Here is a 22,528-nt window from a genome sequence, read left to right on the forward strand (position 1 = left end):
GATGGGCAGGGACATGTCAGAAATATACAATGGGATGTGGCAAAGACTAGGTCTTAACCTTGAGGCCCACCATGAGCTCTTGAAGACCCTGGGTGTTTTCTATAGCGATATTTATCTCAGCCAGAAAGACAGACCAAAGGCCATGGAGTACTTCGATTTCGTCATGAGCGAGGTGCACGGCCTGCGTATCCAGGAGTTACAGGAGGCCAAGGCAAATGGCAGAAGGGTTATCGGCACTTTTTGCGTATTCGTCCCTGAAGAATTGATCCTGGCTGTAGATGGGGTATGTATCGGGCTTTGTGCAGGTGCTGAGGTCGGCATCTACCAGGCCGAACAATATCTTCCAAGAAACACCTGCAGCCTCATCAAGTCATTTTTTGGGTTCAAGCTGGCCGGCCTCTGTCCCTTCACCAACTCCTGCGACTTGGTGATTGGAGAAACCACCTGTGACGGCAAAAAAAAGGCGTATGAGATATTTGGTGGATTTCAGCCTGTTTATGTAATGGAGGTCCCGCAGACCAAAAGCGAGGCGGCTCACAGACTCTATGAATCAGAGGTCGTTCGGCTCAAAGATCACCTGGAGGCCGTATCTGGCAAAAAGATCACGGTGAAAGCCTTGAATCAGGCTATTCGGCTTGTCAACCGCAGGCGCCGCGGCCTTCAGAGGTTGAATCGATTGCGTTTTGCATCCCCTGCCCCTGTCAGCGGCCTGGATGCCCTGCTCGTAAATCAAGTGGCTTTTTATGATGATCCTGTTCGAGTGACAGAGGCCATAGAACGCCTATGCGACGAGATTGAAGACCGAATCAAGGCCAACCAGGGTGTCAAACCAGTCGGTGCGAAGCGCATATTGGTGTCGGGTTGCCCTATGGCCATACCCAACTGGAAGATTCCAATGATAGTGGAACAGGCTGGTGCCGTGATAGTAGGCGAAGAAAGTTGTGTTGGCGAAAGGCATACGAAAAATACCGTAAAAGAAGACCTAACTGATCTGAACGATATACTTCATGCCATAGCCCGACGCTATATGCAGATCGACTGTGCCACCTTCACCCCCAATGAAGAACGCATGGATCACATAATAGAATTGGTTCGCAAGACAGAGGCGCAGGGCGTAATTCACTATGCCATCCAATTCTGCCAGCCCTATACCATAGAGGCCAAACGGGTTGAAGAACGTTTACGGTTGGAAGGTATTCAATACCTCAGGATCGAGACCGACTATTCTCTACAGGACTTGGAGGCCTTAAAGACACGCATAGAGGCATTTTTAGAGACATTATGATCAGTCATATGCAATCCATGTAGATGTAGACAAGCTGTGTTTAGTACTTTGGTCCCATAAAATGATTACGACAGCAGGATTGGACATAGGTTCTCGCACTATAAAATTGGTCTTGATGCAAGACGGCGCTGGAATAGTTCACATGGAAAAGGAGGAGACCTCCTTTGATTATATGGACCAAACTAAAAGGATGTTGAAAGGCAAGGGATACGAGGCCATACTGGTTACCGGCTATGGCCGCCACCTGGTGGGCGAGGCCATGAAAATCGGCCGTATAACTGAGATCAAGGCCCATGCAGCCGGGGTACGTCAGCTCATTCCAGGGGTTCGCACCATACTGGACATCGGTGGTCAGGACACCAAGGTTATCTCCCTTGATTCAAGCGGTAAGGTGATACGGTTCGAGATGAACGACCGCTGTGCAGCAGGTACGGGACGCTTTTTAGAGGTGATGTCCCAAGCAGTGGGTTGCAAAGTCTCTGAACTGGCCGACCTGGCCATGAAGGGCCGAGGAAATGTGGCTATCAACAGCCTATGCACGGTTTTTGCCGAGACAGAGGCAATCTCCCTAAAGGCCAGGGGTGCAAATCCAGAAGATGTAGCCAGCGCTATAGTTGATTCGGTGGTGCAGAGAGCGGCGGGCATGATCAAGCGAATCGGTCTTTCACCCACTGTTGCCTTTTGCGGCGGTGTAGCCCGAAACAAGGCAGTTGCGGCAGGGCTTGCCAAGTGCCTTGGAACGCTGGTCGTCACACCTGATGAGCCTGATTTTACTGGAGCTATTGGGGCCGCGATCTTGGCATTACAAAATATACAACAAACGGGGGCGAAGGTGCTGGCGCATCCCGCGGGCTGCAAACCCGTCGGCCCTGTCTAAAAAACAGGGAGGAGGTTCAATTCCCCTCGCCCCCTTATCATTACAATTTGCTGATTACATGAGAAATTCCATCATCATTGCAGTGATGGGACACGTTAAACATGGCAAGACTAGCCTTGTAAGGACATTGACAGGGGCCGAATTAAACCGCCATCCGGAAGAAAAAAGGCGTGGTCTTACTATAAATCCCGGTCACGCTGTCCTCCGTCTATCTTGCGGCCGGGAGATCTTTTTTGTAGATCTTCCAGGCCATCAAGAATACCTCCACAATGCAATCCGCGGACTCTGGGGTATTGATGCAGCGATACTTGTTGTCGCGGCCGATGAGGGGGTTATGCCCCAAACACGTGAACACCTCTCCATTGTCAGGCTCCTTGGGATCCCCAAGGTGATAGTTGCCCTTACAAAGACGGACAGGGTGGACGATGAACTCCTTGTTATGGCTGAAGAGGAGACGCGAGGGCTTATTTTTACCTCTCCTTATAAAAATGCCAGGATGATCCGTTTTTCTTCTAGGACGGGGCTTGGGAAAGATGAGCTTATAAATGCGGTCGAAGATGTTTTCAATCGCCTTCCGTCTCCAGATCCAGATCGGCCTTTTATGATGGCGATCGACCATGTCTTTTATAAAGACGGACATGGGACTGTTGTGACTGGCTCGATAACCTCAGGGATTATTGGGGTTGATGATGAGGTTGAGATATATCCGTCAGGCATCAAGGACAGGATCAGATTGATCCAGGCCGGGCATGAAACGAAAAAGGCAGTTACGGCCGGTATGAGAGCGGGGATAAATCTATCGGGAATCAGACATTATCAGATTAAACCAGGCGACCTCCTGGGAACCCCGGGCAAGATATGCCTGGGTCGATTCATAAATACCGAGCTGCATGTCCAAGACGATATCAAAAGGCCTATCAAAAACAATTCGGCCGTAAGATTATTCCTGGGAACAAAGTCATATATCTGCAAAATCGTCATAATAGAAAGACGAGATGCAATTATGCCTGGCGAAAAGGCATTGGTCCAATTAAGGCTCAGGGAACAGGCAGCGGCCCTGCCCTTTTCTCCTTTCATAGTTTCAGGACTCTCCCCTGAAGAGGTGCTCGGCGGCGGGCGCGTGCTGGAGATGACAAACCGGAAGTGGAGGACAAGACACCAAGAGGGACTGGACCTCTTAGATGCACTCGCTCGAGGTTGCATTGAGGAGATTATAATCGCCTTATTAAAGGCAAGGCCTCTTTCAGTCATCACATTGGATGAATTTGCAATATCGTCAGGCTATCCTATCCGATTGGTAATCAATGCTATTTTGTCTCTATATAAAGACAATAAAATCATCAAGATTTCGAATGGATTCTATCTATATAAACGTTTTCATATCTTAAAAAAGACCGCTGCAGATGAAATAAGGGCATATCACAAGCTATACCCTGCTAATGATGGAATGCCTATTGAGATGCTGAGGGCAAGATTTAAAGACCTGCCGGTTCAACTTATAGATACGCTTATTGCAGACATGATATTGCGGCGTACCATTAAAAAAACAGACAATTTTTTAAGCCTGGCAGGGTTTAAGCCACAGCTGGGCGCTGATATTAAGGTCTTGACGAAGAAGGTCATGGCCATCGCAGAGAAGAGCTCTATAATGCCGGTCACTTTTCATTCAATGCTTGATCTATTGAAAATAGATGAAAAGCAGCTTTCAGACGCAATAAGATATCTGATAAAACAAGGCATGCTCGTTAGGGTCTACAAAAATAGGGGTGGTAACAGGGAAGAGTTTATGACACCTGACGCCTTGGATATAATCAAGGAAAGAGTAGCGCAACATATATTAAAAAATGGCAGGCTTACACTTGAAGACGCCAAAGGCCTTTTCCCGCTTGGCAGGCGGATCATAAACATCCTCGATTATCTTGACTCCATTTCTTTCACCCTAAATAAAGGCAATGCAGGGCGCGTCCTCTACCCAAGGCCCGTCTTTGTCGAAAGGAATCGGCAGGTACATTCGGTTCCATCCGACACGGATGGCTCTTAGATCGACCGCTTGCAAAGGTGGATTTTTTAAGGGGGTCCCTTTTATTGGCTATTATATAGTAAAATAGCATTGCGCGGGTCCCACTTTTTGAAAAAATGGTCCGTTGCGGTAGTCTTGCCTACCGGCATATGGCCATAGATAATGGAAAGTTGGTCTGCAGCCTTTGCCTTTGGTTCTTTATCTACGATCACTTTCCACATAGCAGCCACAAGCCCTGATCTATCGGCACCTGACTGGCAATGTATCAATATAGGGCGTGGAGCGTTTTTGAATATCTTTACAAGTTTACGAACGTCATCGTCTTTCAGCTCCCTCGATGCCGCCAGAGAGATGTCGTAATGAGCTACATGTTGTTCCCTACTGACCTCTAATTCTTCCACATACCACATTTTGCCGGTATTTTCTCCGCGCAGGTTGAGGATACTCCTGATGCCGTATTTTTTTATGTAATATTCGAGTTCATCCCTGTCCATCTGGGCGGATCTGTATGCCTCGCCGGGCGTAATTACATGGAAATTGCCCTGTTCCTCCATGTACAGTAAATATACTGTACCCAGAATGGCCAGTAATGAAAAAAGCGAAAGTATCGGGATGAAGAACTTAAATCTGCGCATTTGTGCCTCCTAATAGGACACCTTGAAGAATAGGTTTCACGGCCATGTTGTCTCTTGCTGGTCTGGCTGACTCCGATACCTCGAAAATGAGGCGTGATAGCCTATGTCTTGCTTGCGGACAGGACTGTCTACGCCGGAAAAGGGGGGTGCCGGACCCATTCAGAGCATTGACGGGTTATACAATGACCTTGAATTATTAGATGTATCATTCGTTAAAAGAGCATATAGCGGGATGCATATCTAGATAACTGATTAATATTAACTTCGTCAATATTCTATGAAAATTATAATACTAAATTAATTTAATGTTCATTTTTTTATAATATTCTTTTTGTATTTTTTGTATGGAAATAGAAGAAGCAGAAACTGTTAAATAATAATTAAGGGGGTGCTAAAAAGATGAAGAGGATAATAACGATTGTTACAATTGGCGTTGCCTTAACTGCTGTTATCGCCATTGATGGCGTTTATACAAGTGAAGCAAATCAAGGTGCGGCAACGACCGCTGCCCGTACCTTTAATGGTTGGCAGTATGCCGGAAGCGCCAAGATCGACCTTAATGCAGCCCGTCGTATTGCCCAAAAGGCCTTTGCCGGCGATATACTCTCTGAGGAACTGGAACATGAAGGCGGTGGCAGCGGTCTGCGCTATTCCTTTGATATCCGCAAGAATGGTATCACCCATGAGGTGGGTGTGGACGCTGTGACAGGAAAGGTGTTGGAAAATTCGGTGGAAGGTCGCTAAGGCTCTACCAAGCAATCTGTCATGTGATTCAAAAAGGCCTTCTTTAGGTCTTAAATCTCCCATATCTAAGCGCCAGGGTTGGCAGAATGAGTAGATTGAGCGCTGTGGAGGTAATCAACCCGCCCAGGATGACTGCGGCCATCGGGCCTTCGATCTCGTTGCCTGGCGCGCCGCTGGTTAAGGCCAACGGCAGCAGTCCCAGGGCGGTGACTAGCGCAGTCATCAAGATCGGCGACAGACGCTCTGCAGCACCCTTGATTGCCGTCGTTTTGTCCCACGCCATGCCTTCCACTTCGACCAAATGACGGTAGTGTGAGATTAACATGATGGCATTGCGAAGTGTGATGCCGAAAAGGGTAACAAAGCCCACTACTGACCCGATAGACAGCACGCCGCCTGTTGCGAGCGCTACGACTACACCGCCGGCCAGCGCAAAGGGTAGGTTGATGAATACCAAGAGGGCCGAGCGCACGTTGCCCAGTGCCATATACAACAACAATGTCACCCCTGCCGCTGCCAGCATCGAATGCAACAGCAGATCGCGCTGGGCCCTAGCTCGTTCAGGCGCATCACCGGCGAATATCAGGTAAAAGCCGCGTGGCAATCTAACATGAGCGGCGATCTGTTTCTTCGCGGCCTTGACAAAACTTGACAGGGCGCGCCCTCTTACCTCTGCCGTCACGACCTGTATGCGTTGTGCTTCGTTGTGCAGAATCAGGTAGCGGCCATTGGTCTGGGTAATGTCCGCCACGTCTTTGAGCAGCACCATCTGGCCATCCGGCGTCTTTAGTGGCAACTCGCCGACCTGTGCCGGACTTTGCCGTAGGTGCGGCGCCAGCACTACCGTCACGTCAAATGCCCGGTTGCCTTCATACACCTCGCCTACCGAAGTACCAGCGTAGGCGGCTTCGACCGCGCTCATGGCATCAACTGGGGCGATACCGAGCCGTGACAAGACGCTATTGCGCAGGCGGATGATCATCTGCGGAATACCTACCGGCGCCTCTACTCGTACTGTGCCAGCGCCTGGAACGTTGCGGATCGCAGCGGCGATTTCTTTGGCCTTGCGGTCGAGTACATCAAGGTCGTTGCCATAGACATCCACCACAACCGGTGCTGTATAACCCGCAATCGTCTCATGGATGCGTTCGGTGAGAAAGGTGTTGACCGAAAAGTTCGCCCCAACAAAGGATGAAACGGCCTTACGGATGGCGTTTAATACGTGCTGCTGTCCGGCGCCCGAAAGCGGGGTCAAGTCCACCTCAAACTCACTCGAAAACGCCCCTGCCGGATCTGATACCTGGGTCGCCCGCCCTACGCGCTGCGCCACTGAACGTATCCCAGGGATCCGGCTGAGCGCCGCAGTGACACGCTGCCCCAGCGCGAGTGACTGGGCCAGCGACGTGCCGGGCGCCAGTTTCATGTGGACAATGAAATGGCCCTCGTGCAGCGCTGGTAGGAATGTGCCTTGCATGAATGGCAACGCAACGAATACCGCCCCACACAACAACATCACGGTCAAAATCGCTGCGCCCGTATGACGGTCGATATTGGCGAGCAAGCGCGTGTAGCGCATATTGAGCCATCTGCTCAAAGGCGGTTCTTGCGCCTCGGCCGCCCGGCTGGCAAGCAATGAATAGGCAAGCGCCGGGGTAAGCGTCAGTGCCACTGCAAGTGAAGCCATGATAGCCGCGATATAGGCGATTGCCAGCGGACCGAACAGTCTGCCAGCTACGCCGGACAGCGTCAATACCGGCACAAACACTAGGGCCACGATAAAGGTGGCTTAGATCACTGCACCGCGTACCTCGAGTGAGGCATTCAATACCACTTGTGCTGCATCCAATGGGATAGGCAGCATTCGGTTTTCGCGCAGGCGTCGGAAGATGTTCTCCATATCGACAATGGCGTCGTCAACCACCTCACCGATAGCGATGGCAAGTCCGCCCAACGTCATAGTATTGAGGCCGATACCAAAGTGATTGAGCACGATCACAGCGGTCAGCAACGCCAGCGGAATCGCTGTGGCTGAAATAACCGCGGCGCGTATGTTGAACAGGAACAAAAACAGCACCGTCAGCACCAGCGCGGCACCGATCAGAAGGGCGGTGCGCAGATGGCTAATCGCGGTTTCGATGAAGTTGGCCGGGCGGAACAGGTCGGGATGCAGGGTCACGCCTTCGGCGGCAAGGGCTGGTTTAAGCTGCGCGAGGCGTTGTTCCAGTGTCTGGGTCACTGCCATGGTATTCGCGCCATACTGTTCCTCGATCACCAGCATCACCCCAGGTTGGCCTTGGATCGAAGCTGCGCCTACTGCAGGTGCCGGCGCAATCTTCACCTGCGCCACGTCTGCCATGCGTAAGGTGATGCCGCCCTGATGGCGCAGCACCACCGTGCCCAGCGCCACGGCGGAAATCGGCTGCCCAGTGGTTTCCAAGACGATGCGCTGATTGTTGTTTTCGATAAAACCAGCACCACGCACCGCCGTTGCCCGCTTCGCTGCGTTTACCACGTCCTGGATCGACAGGCCGTAACGCACCAGCTTGTCCGGGTCGACCTGAATCTGCAACTGCTTAATCTCACCGCCGAATACCGAGATACCAGCTACCCCTTTCACGGAAAGCAGTTGCGGCTTGACGATCCAGTCAGCAAGGGTGCGCAATTTCATCAGGGAACACGTGTTCGAGGTCAGACCGACGCTCAACACTACACTGGTAGAGGAAGCCAGCGGCAGCAAAATAGGTGCCTTCACACCCCGAGGAAGCGCGCTGACGGCACCGCCAATCTGCTCTGCTACAAGCTGTCTAGCTCGATAGATATCGGTGCCTGACACGAAGATCAAGGTTATCATAGAAAGCCCTTGAAATGATTTCGAGCGCATGATCTTAATCCCTGCTATGCCGGCCAACCGGCTCTCCAGCGGCTGGGTGACCAGTACTTCTACCTGTTCGGGTGACAAGCTCGGTGCCTCGGTCTGAACCTGTACCTGAGGAGGTGCGAATTCCGGGAACACATCCAGCCGCGCATGACTGAGAGCGAACAAGCCGTATCTGGCCAGCAGCATGGCCAGGGAGATGACGACGCCGCGGAAACGGATAGCAAAGCAAACGATACCTCTAATCATCGTCATCACCGCCGCCCGGATTGCCTGGTTGCGGCTTCGGCTGGAACTCTTCAGAGAACAGCAGGGCTGCGCCCTTTACCACAACACGTTCGCCACCATGCCATCCGTTAGCAACAAACCAGCCGTTGGGTACGGGTGTGTCGACGACAATCTCGCGCCGGACGAAATGCGTATCATCGTTCTGCACATAGACCCATGCCCTTCCCTGCCACCAGACAACTGCAGAATCGGGTACGATGACCCCCTGCCTTTTAGGACCTATCGGCAGCCAGGCGGTTATATTCATTCCCGGAAATAGGCCCGCTCTTGCGGGGATGATGTAGAAAAACCCAGCCCTTTGCGTAAGCGGATTTGCATGCGGGGCCGATGAAACAAGGCTGGCTGGCAAAAGATTGCCGTCAGAGGCTTGGATTAGCGCGGTCCCTGGTGCATGTTCAAGATGTTTATCAAAGGACGTGATCTGAACGAGGAGATCTTGTTGTTGCAACAAATGATTGAAAGATGGGGAATCCTCAACTATCCATTTAGCTATCACGGGTCCCCATTGCTGGGCTATGATTGTTTCTATAATATGCAAAGTGCCATTTGCAGCCTCCACATCGGCCTTGTTTGAGAGCCATGCCGTCTCAGCGGATTCGAGGGCCTTGTCAGAGATATTCCCGTTTTTATGGAGGGCCCTTAACCGTTCATATTCCCTGTAAGAGGCATTGAAGTGTGCTTCTGTCTTTTTCATCATAGCCTTTTGAGCTACATAAGAATTATAGAGATTGGCAAGTCCTGAGACCTCTATAACCCTTCCATATGCCTTAAGTTCTTCATGACGCGAATCCACTTTTAATGGCGCAACGACTATCCCGCTTTTTATTCGGGAGGCCGCGTCAACGGCAACAGTGACCTTTCCGTTCTCAATCGATATACAGGAAGGGGCATTGACAGGTCGCTCATGCTGCCGTCTCTTTGCCAGAGGCTTGTATGCCGTTGGATATATCCAGATCAAAAAGGCACTAATCCCCATCAGGACAACAATGACAAACGATAATAATTTTCTGTTTGGGTTCATCTTTTCTTAAACCTGCTCTTACCGAAATCCGTTTGAGAGAAATTGAAAGATGTCTTATCGGCTTGGAGGGGGTGTTCGAGTGCATCCTCCAGCATACCAAGGGATTGCTGGACGTTTACCAAGGCATTTAATCGTAAGAGCGTCGTGGAATAACATTCTAATTGGATACTTAAAATGGAAAGCTTGTCCGTTTCGCCTGCCTCAAACATCATCTGAATGGATTGAAGTTGTTCTTTTTTGGCCGATAACATGGAATCAGCCGTCTCCAACTCTCGGAGGGCAGATTTATATCCTGCAAACGCCCGGTCGATCTCTCCTATAATCTTGGCCTGGAGGGCAATAAACTTGGCTGACATCTCTTTATATCTGGCCTTCGCCTCTGCAATCGGTCCTTTGTTGCTGTTTAAAATCGGCAGGGTTATGGAAAGCCCAATTGCCCACTTGTTATCTCCCTGGTCAAAAGTATAGCCTGGGCCGAGGTGGATATCGGGGTACTGTTTAGCAATTTCAAGCTGCAGAGCCGACTCGCTGGCGGCGTATTCAGAAAGTGCGCCCAGGATATCGGGCCGACTGAGCAAGGCCTGACGACGGATGGTCTGCAAATGGATGTCGCGGGCAGAAGGGAACTCTTTCATAAAGCCGAAAGATATATGGACATTATTTAGGGCGGATACAGGTAAACCTATGGCATCGGCAAGCTGCACGCGTGCCTCAGCGGCCTGCCTTTGCGCTTCACTTAGGGATAGACTGACCTTGGTAAGAAAGATTCGTGCCTATGTCACATCAGTCAGGGATATCTCTCCAAGGGACAGTCGCTGTTCAAGCAGCCTGACGATATCCCTCTGGACAGCAAATTGTCTTTGTAAGACAATTTCAGCCCGCTCTGTTTTATAAAAATTGAGAAGCGCCCTTCGCAGACAGCTCCTGACCTGCCACGCCGTTGTTGCAATATTCATACGCGCGGCTTCTTATAGGTCTTTTGCCATAGCTATGCGATAATTGCGTCTGCCCGCTGTTTCTATTGGTAGATCAAGATTAAATCCGAGGGTCCATGGAGATAACCCTCCGGCAGTCTTGGTATTATATTCCGGTGTGAATCCGGCTACCGGATTCGGTCTTGCGCCGGCACTGATCACCCTTGCCCTGGCGGTCTCCCATCTGGCACTGGCCACATTCATTTCTGGGTGGTAGTAGAGGGCGGCAAGGGTAAGTGTTTCGATATTCCATGAGGTAGGCGGCCATGGCGTTATCTTGCGCCCAAGGTCCTTTTCCATAAATTCCCTTAGACCTTGGTTGTCCAGTGTGCGGGACTCAAAGGCAAGGAGTGTCTGCGATGGGGAGATGGACCTTGGATGAAATGCCGCACACCCGGACACAGTAACAGCTATCGCGACAAAAATAATGGCAACGCCAGATATCCTCAATCCATCTCTTTCGCTCATCAAAAATACCCTTTAATATAACACTATTAAAAAAGAATTACCTGGAAATTAAAACAAGATAATGCCGCCTTGCAAACAGAGACCGCATATGATGGGACAGTTCATAATGATGGGCATCCATGGCCTTGAGCTCGATCCCTCAGTCCGTAATCTTATCATGGAAACCGGCATTGGAAACTTCATCCTATTTAAAAGAAACATAAAGGACCAGGTCCAGGTAAAAGGGCTCTGCGACAGTCTTGTGAAGACCTGTCTCGAGGCAGGACTCCCTCAACCGATAATAGCCGTCGATCAGGAAGGAGGGCCTATCCAGAGGCTTGGACCGCCGAATTGGCCGGTTGTGCCGTCGAACAGCAGCGTAGCCTGGTCAGACAACCCAACTGATGGGGTTATACGTCAGGCGAAACTTGTAGCCATAACGCTTAAAGACGCTGGAATCGGCATAAATCTCGCTCCTGTCCTTGACCTTGCGCAGCCAGGCACAAAAGGCGTCCTCGCAGAAAGGTCCTACGGCCCGGATCCGGAAGAGACAGGAAGGCTCGGCGTATTGTATATCAACACGATTCAGGCCCTTGGTATATGCGCCTGCGCCAAACACTTCCCAGGGATCGGCAGGGTTACGGAAGATCCACACATTGAAAGACCGGTGATCTCTGCCACAGAAGATGTCTTATTTCGGGAACTGCTCCCATTCAGGATGGCGATAGATGCAGGAGTAGCAGCGATCATGACATCCCATGTGACATTCACCGCCCTTGACCCGGATGAGCCGGCAACATATTCTACATATGTAGCCGATAGACTTCTAAGAGGTGAGTTCAGATTTAATGGAACGCTAATCACGGACGACCTCGAGATGAAGGGTGCAACCGGACATTTGTCTATCGGGAGCGCAGCTCTCAAGGCATTCCTTGCCGGTCATGACCTTCTTCTCATATGTCATGAGGCAGAAAAGGTGAAAATGGCCGTAGCCTTTCTTGATAAGGCACTGTCTAGAGGCATTATAAGTGCGGAACGGCTGGATGAGAGCCTTGAGCGTTTGGATACATTGAGAAATAAGATCGCAACGGTGCCGCATGTCGATAGACAGATGGTTTGAATATATGAAGTTTTTTGTGGGACTGCTCTCAATCGTCAATCCGATAGGCGCAGTTCCGATATTTATCAATCTCACAAACAGCCAGGCATCAGATGACCGACACAGGACCGCCGTAATGGCCTCCCTTACCATAGTTCTGGTCTTGTCTGTTTCATTGATTGCAGGCGAGGCTATATTGCATTTCTTCGGCATCTCGATCTCGTCCTTCAGAGTTGGAGGTGGGATACTGATTCTTCTTATGGCGATAGATATGATGCACGCGCATATAAGTCCTATAAGGCATACCGAAGAGGAAGCAAGGGATGTGGCCGACAAAGACTCGGTCGCCATAGTTCCTTTGGGGATACCGCTCCTTGCCGGACCCGGCGCCATAAGCACTGTCATACTTTACGCCAATCGTAATAGCTCTGCTCTCCACTATTTGATACTTTTGACAATTATTTTCATAGTTGCAGGCATTACATGGCTGTGCCTACGCTCCGCCTCCATGGTGGCCGGCCTCCTAGGCAAGACCGGCATCAACATATTTACACGAATAATGGGCCTTGTCATGGCAGCAATAGGTGTAGAGTTTATCGCAAACGGCCTGAAACAGCTGCTGCCAGGGCTCGGTTAGGATCTCACCTTTTACCTAACCTACTCTGCGCATATAAATTTTTTGTTCAGAAACTCACACTCGCTTGGAGAAAGATCAAACCGCAACTCAGCCTCCAGGATGATCTCCCGCCTGTCCTTATCAGGGTGTTCATTGATCATCTCTGACATCCATTTAACGGCCTTGCGCATCTTTTCTCCATGGGGCTGGATGGTGTCTGAGCCCATTTCGTACACCTCCTTTTTTGTCTTGCGATCAGAAATCCTACCAAAAAGATCAAGACGGTTTTATATCAACATTCTTTAGATAGGGGGCCTTTTTCTTAAGGGCATCCTCCATCTCGTCGATCTTGGCTCCGACTGTTCTGGTTATGCGATTTGCAAATGCCGCACAAAATTGAAGAAAATCAGTAAAATTCTCGATCTGTTCATAATCCTCCTTGAGGCTCTCACTCATTTCTTTTATGAGGAGATATCCATTGAGTTCCACCTCGGCCCTGATCCTGTGGGTGTCAGGGGTTAAAACTATCATCCTTATATCCTTGATATCTTCTACAAGGGGCATATCTTTTAAGTATTCACGCACTTCATTATGGAGTTCCTCCGGCGAGGCCTTTTCTATTAGATACTCAAGGTTTGTAAAGATCAGGATCACAGCAATAGCCGCCAGCACGACACCAACTATAATGGAACCGACGGCGTCCCAATAGATATGTCCTGTAAACCTGGTCAACAATACAGCGACCGCTGCCAGAAATAGGCCGAATACAGCGGCGCTGTCCTCGAGAAGGACCGCCAGATTTGCGGTATCACAATCTTTTTTATCAATAATTGCAACCACGAGCGAACTTCCTTCAGCGATGAAGGAGACCGCCAGCACTGCAAGCGTCCAGTTGGTTATCAGTGGTTCACGGGGATATACCAGGGCCACTATGCCGTGATATATCGTAACGCCGGCACCAACGAAAAATATTCCGCACGCGGAGATAAGCCCCCATACATAACGCTCTTGCCCCCTCCCAAATGGAAATTCCTTAGATGGTCCGATCTTGCTCCTTATGATCCCGACCCATATGAATCCCTGGTTGAGCGTATCGGCGAGGGAATGGACAGCCTCGGCTAACATTGAGGCGCTCCCACTTGAAAAGGCCACTATGAATTTGAGACAGGTGACCAAAAAATTTGCAGTTATAGCGACCTTTACCGATCTCATCGCCCCATTGCCCCACGCCTGTCTTTTCCAGTGGAAATACGGCGATGAATATCTTGCATAGCTGGATTTTGGGATTCAAACGGCCCAACTTCTATAATCTCATCCTTCAATGTCTTTCCTTTCCTAAGTATGCGTATCGACGCCTTAGAACCCTCATCCTTAAAAAGGAGATCCAGCTTGAGATCTTCGACAGTCTTCAGCGGTCTGCCATCAAAGGCCAGGATCACGTCACCAGCGCGAAGCCCGCTGGATTGCGCCACGCTGCCTGGCATCACCTCTTTTATTATCAGCCTTCCGCCTTTATCATCAAGCAATACACCCAGCTTGGCGGAAAAGGGGGCGGGGACATCGGATGGAAAGAGAAAATAGTCTGCCATGCCCCTTTCGATATTTTCGCGTCCGCCTGCTATGATTATGGCCTGACTGTCATCACCTCGTCTGGAAAGACGCGATGGAATACCATAGCCAAAGGCCACATGACCGGCACCGGCAAGCACCACCATCTGCCGTTTTGGATTGTTATCAAGATATTCATAGATGCCTTTGGCCATGGCCTCGTCCCAAAGGACCTGGGCCTCAAAGAACCTTTCGAAATCTTCTGCAACGCCTTCAGGGTGATTGTCAAAGACATTTCTTAACAAGTTCCTGTATGCGGCATTGGAGAGATCAATGTCTTTAGGGATCTCCTTTTTTTCATCTGTGGTCAGTGAGGAGAGGCCGTCTCTTGCCACCTTGCGTGATATCTCGGACCTGAGATTCAGCGCCACAATGGGGATGCTATGGGCCTTACAAAATTCTATTATCGGCCTGTAGAGATGGTAATCGTAACCCCATCGTTTGTAATATTCAGTCTTTGTCAAAAACTGCCTCTCATCTATCTCACCTTTAAGATACCGGTCTATAAATACCTGGAACGGGCGCTGAAACATCTCCATACCTACTGCTATCTTTCTGCCTCGTCTGCAAAGGCCTTTGATCACCTGAAGTTCGGCAAGATGATGGCCAAAGTTGTCGTGGCGTTCCCCGAAAAAGATCACCCGCTTTGATGCCACCTTGTCGAGTATATCATCGAGGCTTGAGATGTCTTTTGATGCGATCCCAGACACCTCAGGCATAACCTCCAGTCCTATCCCGTCCCTTGTGGTCTTTTGACCCTTATCTACTACCGTTCCGTTTTCAAATCTCAAAAAACTGTATCTGCCGCAATGAAGGAGCTTCATCTGGACGGCGACCAGCTCTTTTTCCGACGAGGCATTTATAACAACCGCAACCTCTTTCGAATTAAACGGGTTTGATCTGACATCCACGGACACCCCGTTTTTTATATCTCCCTGAAGTGGCTTGACGCCGCAGTCCGCGGCGGCCTGATCCCCCAGTGCTATAAAAGAACCATCTTTAAGCCCGTCATGGCTTACTGTTGAACCCATTTCCAGTTCTGAAAAACCAATGTGTCTTAAAAATCTTACAAACCCGGCATATAGGCGTCTTTCAACCTCACTTTGAGGCATTACAAAATACCTCTTTTCGGCACCGAAGAGCCGGGAAAGCACTGTAGGGAATTCTTCTGAAGAAAGTTGCCTGAAAATATCGTAATTTGGATCAAGAGTTACACTTAACACCTGATCCAACGGCCCCAAATTGATGATATTTTTTTTGGCGTCGATCTTTTTCCACAAGGTCTTCGCCCCTGAGGCCGTCTCGACAAGCATCGGAACGTCCAGCACATATGGAATTTCAGTATGTTGCTCTATGATGATTCCTGTCGCAGATGGGTCCATTGTAATGGAAAGTATAGGCACATCGGATCTACCAAGCCACTCGCTAAAAAAATATGAAAGGTCCTTCCCCGATACCTGGCTGAAGATATGTTCAAGGTCATTCCATGACACCACCTTGAAACTATAGTCAGAAACCAGCTTTTTTATGGCTTTATAAAATGCCTCATTTCCTATCTCATGCCTAAGCATATGGAAGACAAAGGCGCACTTGTCATAGCCTACGGCCTTTGCGGCCTTGTCAAACTGCGAGGCGAAGTCATGAATGGGCAGGGTATTATCTTTATGTACATAGCTCTGGTAATTGATCAACATGTCATGCCTTGCGGCCTTTCCCTCCCCTTTCCTTTCCTTGTAAAGGTAATCGGCAAGATAGGTGGTAAGTCCCTCGCACCAGTTGCCCTGTCCATAGTCCACATAAATGGAGTTTCCAAACCATGAGTGGAGTATCTCGTGTCCAAAAGAGGTGTCGACTATAAACGGCAGCCTGATGACCTGCTGGCCGAGAAGGGTATAGGTGGCAAAACCAAGCCCAGTCGGGGCCATGTTTTCCACAACTGCAAAACGTTTGAATGGATACGGCCCTATCAACCCCTCATAGAACTTAATATAGTCTCTCGCCTTTTTCAGGTAGGTACTGGCAAGTCCACTGTCTTCTGGAAAAAGATAGGCGTACAGCCCTATACTGCCGCAGTCCAACTTACTTATCTGATACTGGCCTATGACAAGGGATACATCGTCTCTGGGATGAGGAAAATCAAAAACATAGGTCACATATTTCTTATCACCCCTATTATCCGTCGTCCCTTTTTCTTCTATATCGTCCGCCTCGGAGACGGCAACAAGCCCTTTTGGTATCGTGGCACTCAATCTATAATAGGCAAGCCCTTCAAAGATAGGGCACCAGTTATCCAGCAGTGCCACAAAGTCAGATCGTTTCATCACATCAGTCACATCAGTACGATCTGTTGGATCCGGTTGGATGTTCCTTTCAAAACGGATGACAACATCGGCCCCTTTTTGGGGGGCGGATATCTTAAAAAACCAACTATCAGATTCAGGTTTAGGGGTCACCACCTTCCCATTGATCTTGATCTCCTTGAGATCAAACCCTTTCTTGCGGAATACAGCCTCCGTCAAGGGTTTCAGCCTCGTTATAGCCTCTCCAAAGATTTTGTGTCTTGCCGGATCAAACCTCACCGTTATGTCCATAGATCTTGATTCATCCGTTATGACCATGGCCTTCGCAAAAACAACCTCTACCCTCCCGGCACAAAAAAGAAATACCGCAAAAAAGATAGACGACAGAAACAGATTGTATCTCATAACTCCCACTTCTAACTTATATCCTCAGATAAGTGTATAACCCCCCGTCCGGCAGGACGAAAAAATATTTGCAATAACCCATTGACGCACATGTCGTTTTTATTATAGATAAACCATTGACGACCATGTACTCAAACTAAGATAACCGGTTTTTTAGACAAATTAAACACGATTAAATATGCAGCATAAGGTTATGCCTTGAAACCGATACGAAACAGCAATGGCAAAAACAGAAAACGCGATTCGGCGTGGTTTTTTTGGGTTATAATGCTACCCTCCTTATTTTTTCTTATTATCTGGTCAGTATTTGGGCCATTTGGAGTATGGAGGCTCGAAAAAATAAAAAATAGGCGTTCGCAGCTTGCGGCAGAAAATATAAACAAGGCGAAGCTCAATGCAGAGATGGAAGAAGATATCAAGCGCCTCAAGATAGATCCTAATTATCAGGAACAAGTTATAAGGAAAAGGCTCGGATTCGTCAAAAACGGTGAGATAGTATATGAGTTTATAGATAAAAAAAGGGATAAAAACTAGATCGACTATGCTAAATGTGAAGACAATAACAGAGTTTATGCAATATCTTACAAGCGGGCAGTGGGAAGAGGATTTTGAATGCCGGACCCCAGACGGTCAGGCCGAGATGCTTGACCTGATAGAAACTATTTTTGACCTTTGCGAGGCTGCTGACAGCATATTGACCAAAAGGCTATATAAACAAATGGGGGGAATTATCAAGGCATAGAATAATCTCAAATGGAAAGATTTAGATATCTGGCAGATGGAGAAAATCCCGAGAGAGACGCATGGATCGCAAATTTTTTTACCGAAAATCACCTGGCCTATGAGGCATTTCCCCACAAGGTCGCATCCCCTGAGCAACTTAAATTTGTCGTATTCCTTGACAAGCAGCCTTATTATTATCCATGTACCCAGGAGCTCTTCGAAAAGATAGTAGATAAAAAAGGGGCTGAGACATTGGCCCTTGAATATTTGAAGGTCTGGGAACGCCTTGAGCCACTCGTGACATCTGTCATAGAATCTCCATATAGAAGAGACTTCCTCTTGAGCCTTCTAAAGATAAAATTCAGACACGAGACTGCTTCATATGTCCTTTTACCTTCAAGATTGGAAAAGAGACTGCTTCAGATATTTACAAGGGTAAGCGAGATAGACCGTCCGCTTTCCAAGATGAAAGAGGCCCAAAACAGCCGCATGGCGGCTATCTTGAGATCAGAAGCCTTCCATGAAGCGCTCAATGATCCTGCGGGTATAGAGGCATCGAGCCTTGCCTCGCTTGACAAATTGGCTGTAGATATCCGTTTGTTGCAGCTAAAACGCCTTATTTCACTTTCGAGCCATTCCGAACTCTGGGCAAATGGCGCGCCATCGGCTCTGAAAAAAGATGGACTCCTTTCTATGATGAGGTATAAACCGGCAGGGACGGGTTGGCAATGGCTTGTAGATACCATTAAAGGCTGGCTGTCATCTGGTCAACGGCGTTATGTCTTATGGATGGGTGTTCATTCCGGCGAACTTATACTGGACCTCGCCATGATCCGTATCCTTATAAGTCTGGGCATAAAGGTCATTATAGCCGTCAAAAAGGCGTTTTATTATAATGCGGTCACTATAGCTGACATGCTTGAAGACCCGTTTATCCAAGAGGCTATAGGCAAGGCCGAGATCATAACCAGTCCCGCTATTTCAAAAAAGGACCTCCTTGGCAAGCTCCAAAGCGACACAATGCTTTTTATAATTCATGACGGTACTCAGGAACGTTTTAATCCGCTCTTGGTGTCAATAACATTTTCAAGGGTGTTCAAAGAGGTGGATGCAATAGTTTTAAGGAGTAAAACCGACGCCCACTGCATATTGCAAGGCCCGTTTCAATTTACAAGGGATATCTTGGCCATTTATGCAGACGGCGATGGGGCTGTCACGTTAATAGAAAAACCCAGGCACAAATTAGCCGTGCGTTTTTCAGAAACAGATCTCAGGACCAAGGCCGACACCCTTATTTATCACATGCGTACCCAAAAGCAGCGTGGCAAGACCATTGTGTTCTACAGCGCCATAGTAGGAAGCATCCCGCATCAGATGGAAACTGCCAAGGAAATACTGAGGGTATTTGTAAACTATTTGAGAAAAAAGCAGGAAAATGTGCTGGTCATAAACCCTGCCGAACATTTTGAACCAGGAATGGATGCAGATGACCTCATGTATATGTGGGAGATCGTACAGCGCAGTGGTTTGATCGATATTTGGCGCTTTCAAACAGTGGAAGACATTGAAAAGGCCTTCGAGTTGATGAAAAGAAAGGTCCCGCCTGAATGGGTCGGCAAAGATGCCACCTACAGCACTGGCTGCACAAAGGAGATGCAAATTGCACTGGATGTCCAAAAAAGTCACCCCGAGATGCAAATTATAGGACCGAGCTGGGACAAATTTTTAAGGAGAAAGGAATATGGCGTCGGAAAACTTTATGACAGGGTGCTGGGGGATGATTTTGCGTATTAGATTGATCGTATCCGATCGAAATTTGATGGCATCGCAAAAAGCCGCCGACTGCCGTGTTGCGCTGTATTCTTTGTCACTGCGGCGTACAGGAGGTAGCCTCATTCCTCAGGATCTGCACGCTTGCATTCACGATTTTTGCTTAGCCATCTCATATAAAATGACTTTTTACGAGATCATCACATAAATCAAGAAATAATATTAAAGGGAGAACGTTAAAAAATTGTCAAAACAGATAGGACTGAAGGCGCCGACGCGAAACATACAAAGGACATTCGATGACAACGAACTTGCCCTAATGTTGTATGGAGAGCACGGGAAAAACTTAAAGGTTATAGAAAATACACTCCATGTAGCTATAAGTGTAAGGGGTAATCAGGTTACGCTCACGGGTGAACAGATGGACATCGAACTTGCTGACAGGGCATGTATGGAGCTATATGATCTGGTGAAGTCAGGCTATTCCCTATATCCCAAGGATGTTGAATTCGCCTTACGCATCTTGACGGAAAACCCTGATGCTGGCCTGAAGACGATATTCCAGGACAAGCTTTTCATCAGTTCGGGCAAACGTGTCATCACGCCAAAGAGCCTCAATCAAAGTCTATACACAGAGGCCATACGTACGCATGATATAGTCTTCGGCATAGGTCCTGCTGGGACAGGAAAGACATATCTTGCAATGGCTATGGCCGTATCATTTTTGCTGAGAGATAAGGTCAAAAGGATCATATTGACCAGACCGGCTGTTGAAGCCGGCGAAAAACTAGGTTTCCTCCCAGGTGATCTTGCAGAAAAGGTCAATCCATATCTTAGACCCTTATATGATGCCCTATATGACATGTTATCTTTTGAAAAGGTATTGAATTTGATAGAGCGACAGGTGATTGAGGTCGCCCCGCTTGCCTTTATGCGAGGCAGGACATTAAACGATGCCTTTGTAATATTAGACGAGGCCCAAAACACCACCTCTGAGCAGATGAAGATGTTTCTTACAAGACTTGGTTTTCATTCAAAGGCCGTGGTCACCGGCGACATAACCCAGATAGACCTGCCAGAAAAACAGTTGTCAGGGCTGATAGAAACACAAGAGATATTAAGTGGGATAGATGGCATCGCATTCATCCAATTCACTAAAAACGACGTGGTGAGGCACAGGCTGGTAAGTCAAATCATCGAGGCATACGAAAGAAAAGAAAGGCGCTGCCACGCCCAATACCGCGGAGAAAACTGTGTTTAAGTTGAAGGGAATAAAATAAATGGCGGTATTGATACGGATAGAACATGACAATGCAAATGGCTTCAACCTAGTCCTTATAAAACGGTCGCTCTCCATCCTCATGAGGGGCATCGGCAAAAAAGATGCCGAACTGAGCATCCTATTAACCGGAGACAAAGGTATAATCGCCATTAACAAGGAATGGTTCGATAGGTCATGGCCGACGAATGTGATCTCGTTCGGCCAGGCTGACGGCGCTGCGGCCCAGCATCAGGTTGGGCTTATGGGAGATATAGTGGTATCTATAGATGCTGCAGCCAGGGAGGCTGTAGAGATGGGCGTCAGCCTTGACGAGAGGCTTATTGATCTCTTGATCCATGGACTTGCGCACATATTAGGGGAAGATCATGAATTAGGCGAGGCCCATGCGGAACGCATGAGAAATAAAGAGCGTGAGCTCAGAGATATTTTGATCAAGGAGAAAAGGATGGCTGATCTTTGTATAAATATTGATCATATCGCTACAATAAGGGAGGCAAGGGGCATAACCGAACCTGATCCGATAATGGCAGCTGGCATTGTTGAACTTGCAGGCGCGGATGGAGTCGTTGTGCACCTTCGTGAGGACAGAAGGCACATAAAAGACAGGGATGTACGGATATTGCGCGAGGTCATAAAGACGCGGCTTACGCTTGAAATGGCGGCGACGGATGAGATGATAGGGATTGCCTCTGAGATTAAGCCCGATATTGTAACGCTCGTTCCCGAAAAGAGACAAGAGCTCACTACAGAGGGTGGCCTGGATGTCGTCAGGCTTGAAGACGATTTGGAAAGGGCTGTATCCAGGTTACATGATGCAAATATACCGGTAAGTCTGTTTATCGAACCTGAAAAAAGACAGATTGAGGCTGCACAGAGGACAAGGGCGGAATGCGTTGAAATCCATACAGGGAGATATGCTGACGCACCTGATCATGAGACCGAAGAACGAGAATTTGAACGTATCGCGAATGCAGCTAGGTTTGCTTATGATGTTGGATTAAGGGTCCATGCCGGCCACGGCCTTAACTACAGAAACACGGCCAGATTATGCCAATTGAGTGAAATAGCTGAATTCAGCATCGGTCACTCGATCATAGCACGGGCTGTACTCGTTGGCCTCGAAAAGGCCGTAAAAGAGATGCTCTCAATTGTCAAACGCGGCCATTTGGCCTGATGCCATGATCATCGGTATAGGCGTTGATATCGTCCACATACCAAGAATAAAAAGGGCTGTGCTTCGCTGGGGAGGGCGTTTCACCTCTCGCATCTTCACTGAAGATGAGCTTGAATATTATCTCGGGCGCAAGGATCCCTATCAGGGTCTCGCCCTTTGTTTTGCAGCCAAGGAGGCATGTTCAAAGGCGCTCGGTGTGGGTATCGGCAAGACTATGGGGTGGCGCGATGTATCTATAACACATTTGGCGTCTGGCAAACCCATGTTAAACCTAACCGGTTCGGCCTTCAAAATATCGCAAGAGTTGGGTGCAAGTCTGTGGCATGTAAGTTTAAGTCATGAAGCAGCTTATGGTGTAGCGATGGTCGTGGCAGAGACTTAAGAA

At 48.6% G+C, this 22,528-nt stretch carries 19 protein-coding genes, 1 tRNA gene and 2 pseudogenes; 13 read left to right on the plus strand and 9 right to left on the minus strand.

Translation table 11 applies throughout. From position 1 onward, the window contains the following. The first annotated feature begins 13 nt into the window (after nucleotides 1-13). The 4 genes and pseudogenes from LGS26_RS07030 (at nucleotide 14) to selB (ending at nucleotide 4,203) form a co-directional block, all read left to right on the plus strand. The gene (locus LGS26_RS07030) at nucleotides 14-1,285 is read left to right on the plus strand and encodes a double-cubane-cluster-containing anaerobic reductase (RefSeq protein WP_237888181.1); all 1,272 of its coding nucleotides are present in this window, start codon (nucleotides 14-16) and stop codon (nucleotides 1,283-1,285) included. A 115-nt stretch (nucleotides 1,286-1,400) separates the two neighbouring features. Further along, a pseudogene (locus LGS26_RS07035) lies at nucleotides 1,401-2,027 on the plus strand (acyl-CoA dehydratase activase); the annotation flags it as partial. A gap of 80 nt (nucleotides 2,028-2,107) precedes the next feature. Then, a tRNA-Cys gene (locus tag LGS26_RS07040) sits at nucleotides 2,108-2,197 on the plus strand. Nucleotides 2,198-2,220: 23 nt separating this feature from the next. Next, nucleotides 2,221-4,203, plus strand: coding sequence for a selenocysteine-specific translation elongation factor (gene selB, locus LGS26_RS07045; RefSeq protein ID WP_237888182.1), 1,983 nt, complete (start codon nucleotides 2,221-2,223; stop codon nucleotides 4,201-4,203). Between the two features lie 41 nt (nucleotides 4,204-4,244). On the opposite strand, the gene LGS26_RS07050 is transcribed toward selB, so the two are convergent. After that, complete coding sequence (locus LGS26_RS07050; protein ID WP_237888183.1) at nucleotides 4,245-4,817, minus strand: dual specificity protein phosphatase family protein; 573 nt, start codon at nucleotides 4,815-4,817, stop codon at nucleotides 4,245-4,247. A 399-nt stretch (nucleotides 4,818-5,216) separates the two neighbouring features. Between LGS26_RS07050 and LGS26_RS07055 the strand changes: the two genes are divergently transcribed. Beyond that, nucleotides 5,217-5,561: a PepSY domain-containing protein gene (locus tag LGS26_RS07055; protein ID WP_237888184.1), complete on the plus strand. Its 345-nt coding sequence runs from the start codon at nucleotides 5,217-5,219 to the stop codon at nucleotides 5,559-5,561. A 43-nt stretch (nucleotides 5,562-5,604) separates the two neighbouring features. Here LGS26_RS07055 and LGS26_RS07060 read toward each other — a convergent pair. From LGS26_RS07060 to LGS26_RS07080, 5 genes and pseudogenes are all read right to left on the minus strand, one after another. Beyond that, nucleotides 5,605-8,685, minus strand: a pseudogene (locus LGS26_RS07060) (efflux RND transporter permease subunit). After that, nucleotides 8,678-9,745, minus strand: coding sequence for an efflux RND transporter periplasmic adaptor subunit (locus LGS26_RS07065; protein ID WP_237888185.1), 1,068 nt, complete (start codon nucleotides 9,743-9,745; stop codon nucleotides 8,678-8,680). The pseudogene LGS26_RS07060 and the gene LGS26_RS07065 overlap by 8 nt, the downstream one beginning before the upstream one ends. Further along, nucleotides 9,742-10,449: a TolC family protein gene (locus tag LGS26_RS07070; protein WP_237888186.1), complete on the minus strand. Its 708-nt coding sequence runs from the start codon at nucleotides 10,447-10,449 to the stop codon at nucleotides 9,742-9,744. The genes LGS26_RS07065 and LGS26_RS07070 overlap by 4 nt, the downstream gene beginning before the upstream one ends. A gap of 69 nt (nucleotides 10,450-10,518) precedes the next feature. Next, nucleotides 10,519-10,701, minus strand: coding sequence for a hypothetical protein (locus LGS26_RS07075; protein WP_237888187.1), 183 nt, complete (start codon nucleotides 10,699-10,701; stop codon nucleotides 10,519-10,521). Between the two features lie 12 nt (nucleotides 10,702-10,713). Then, nucleotides 10,714-11,187, minus strand: a complete 474-nt coding sequence (locus LGS26_RS07080; protein ID WP_237888188.1) for a TolC family protein — start codon at nucleotides 11,185-11,187, stop codon at nucleotides 10,714-10,716. Nucleotides 11,188-11,275: 88 nt separating this feature from the next. On the opposite strand from LGS26_RS07080, the gene LGS26_RS07085 reads away from it, so the two are divergent. Beyond that, on the plus strand, nucleotides 11,276-12,286 hold the full coding sequence (locus LGS26_RS07085; RefSeq protein ID WP_237888189.1) for a glycoside hydrolase family 3 N-terminal domain-containing protein: 1,011 nt from the start codon (nucleotides 11,276-11,278) through the stop codon (nucleotides 12,284-12,286). Further along, nucleotides 12,264-12,902, plus strand: a complete 639-nt coding sequence (locus LGS26_RS07090; protein WP_237888190.1) for a YchE family NAAT transporter — start codon at nucleotides 12,264-12,266, stop codon at nucleotides 12,900-12,902. The genes LGS26_RS07085 and LGS26_RS07090 overlap by 23 nt, the downstream gene beginning before the upstream one ends. 20 nt (nucleotides 12,903-12,922) lie before the next feature. Here the strand turns inward: LGS26_RS07090 and LGS26_RS07095 are convergent, their stop codons facing one another. Genes LGS26_RS07095 through LGS26_RS07105 form a run of 3 tightly spaced genes read right to left on the minus strand, consistent with a single transcriptional unit; the run spans nucleotide 12,923 to nucleotide 17,194 of the window. Continuing rightward, the gene (locus LGS26_RS07095) at nucleotides 12,923-13,108 is read right to left on the minus strand and encodes a hypothetical protein (RefSeq protein WP_237888191.1); all 186 of its coding nucleotides are present in this window, start codon (nucleotides 13,106-13,108) and stop codon (nucleotides 12,923-12,925) included. 49 nt (nucleotides 13,109-13,157) lie between these two features. Next, on the minus strand, nucleotides 13,158-14,093 hold the full coding sequence (locus LGS26_RS07100; protein WP_237888192.1) for a cation diffusion facilitator family transporter: 936 nt from the start codon (nucleotides 14,091-14,093) through the stop codon (nucleotides 13,158-13,160). After that, complete coding sequence (locus tag LGS26_RS07105; RefSeq protein ID WP_237888193.1) at nucleotides 14,090-17,194, minus strand: ChaN family lipoprotein; 3,105 nt, start codon at nucleotides 17,192-17,194, stop codon at nucleotides 14,090-14,092. Before LGS26_RS07105 ends, LGS26_RS07100 begins: the two co-directional genes overlap by 4 nt. Before the next feature lie 267 nt (nucleotides 17,195-17,461). Between LGS26_RS07105 and LGS26_RS07110 the strand changes: the two genes are divergently transcribed. The 6 genes from LGS26_RS07110 to acpS all read left to right on the plus strand — a co-directional run bounded on the left by LGS26_RS07110 (nucleotide 17,462) and on the right by acpS (nucleotide 22,525). Next, a complete protein-coding gene (locus tag LGS26_RS07110; RefSeq protein ID WP_237888194.1) occupies nucleotides 17,462-17,728 on the plus strand; it encodes an FtsB family cell division protein in 267 nt (88 codons plus the stop codon). A 16-nt stretch (nucleotides 17,729-17,744) separates the two neighbouring features. After that, a complete protein-coding gene (locus tag LGS26_RS07115; RefSeq protein ID WP_237888195.1) occupies nucleotides 17,745-17,936 on the plus strand; it encodes a hypothetical protein in 192 nt (63 codons plus the stop codon). Nucleotides 17,937-17,947: 11 nt separating this feature from the next. Further along, nucleotides 17,948-19,711, plus strand: coding sequence for an ARMT1-like domain-containing protein (locus LGS26_RS07120; protein WP_237888196.1), 1,764 nt, complete (start codon nucleotides 17,948-17,950; stop codon nucleotides 19,709-19,711). Between the two features lie 295 nt (nucleotides 19,712-20,006). Further along, complete coding sequence (locus LGS26_RS07125; RefSeq protein ID WP_237889902.1) at nucleotides 20,007-20,948, plus strand: PhoH family protein; 942 nt, start codon at nucleotides 20,007-20,009, stop codon at nucleotides 20,946-20,948. 19 nt (nucleotides 20,949-20,967) lie between these two features. Beyond that, complete coding sequence (locus LGS26_RS07130) at nucleotides 20,968-22,143, plus strand: pyridoxine 5'-phosphate synthase (protein WP_237888197.1); 1,176 nt, start codon at nucleotides 20,968-20,970, stop codon at nucleotides 22,141-22,143. Beyond that, entirely contained in the window at nucleotides 22,118-22,525 is a 408-nt protein-coding gene (gene acpS / locus LGS26_RS07135) for a holo-ACP synthase (RefSeq protein WP_237888198.1), read from the plus strand. Before LGS26_RS07130 ends, acpS begins: the two co-directional genes overlap by 26 nt. The last annotated feature ends 3 nt before the right edge of the window (nucleotides 22,526-22,528 follow it).

Source organism: Dissulfurimicrobium hydrothermale (genome assembly GCF_022026155.1).
Classification (GTDB): domain Bacteria; phylum Desulfobacterota; class Dissulfuribacteria; order Dissulfuribacterales; family Sh68; genus Dissulfurimicrobium; species Dissulfurimicrobium hydrothermale.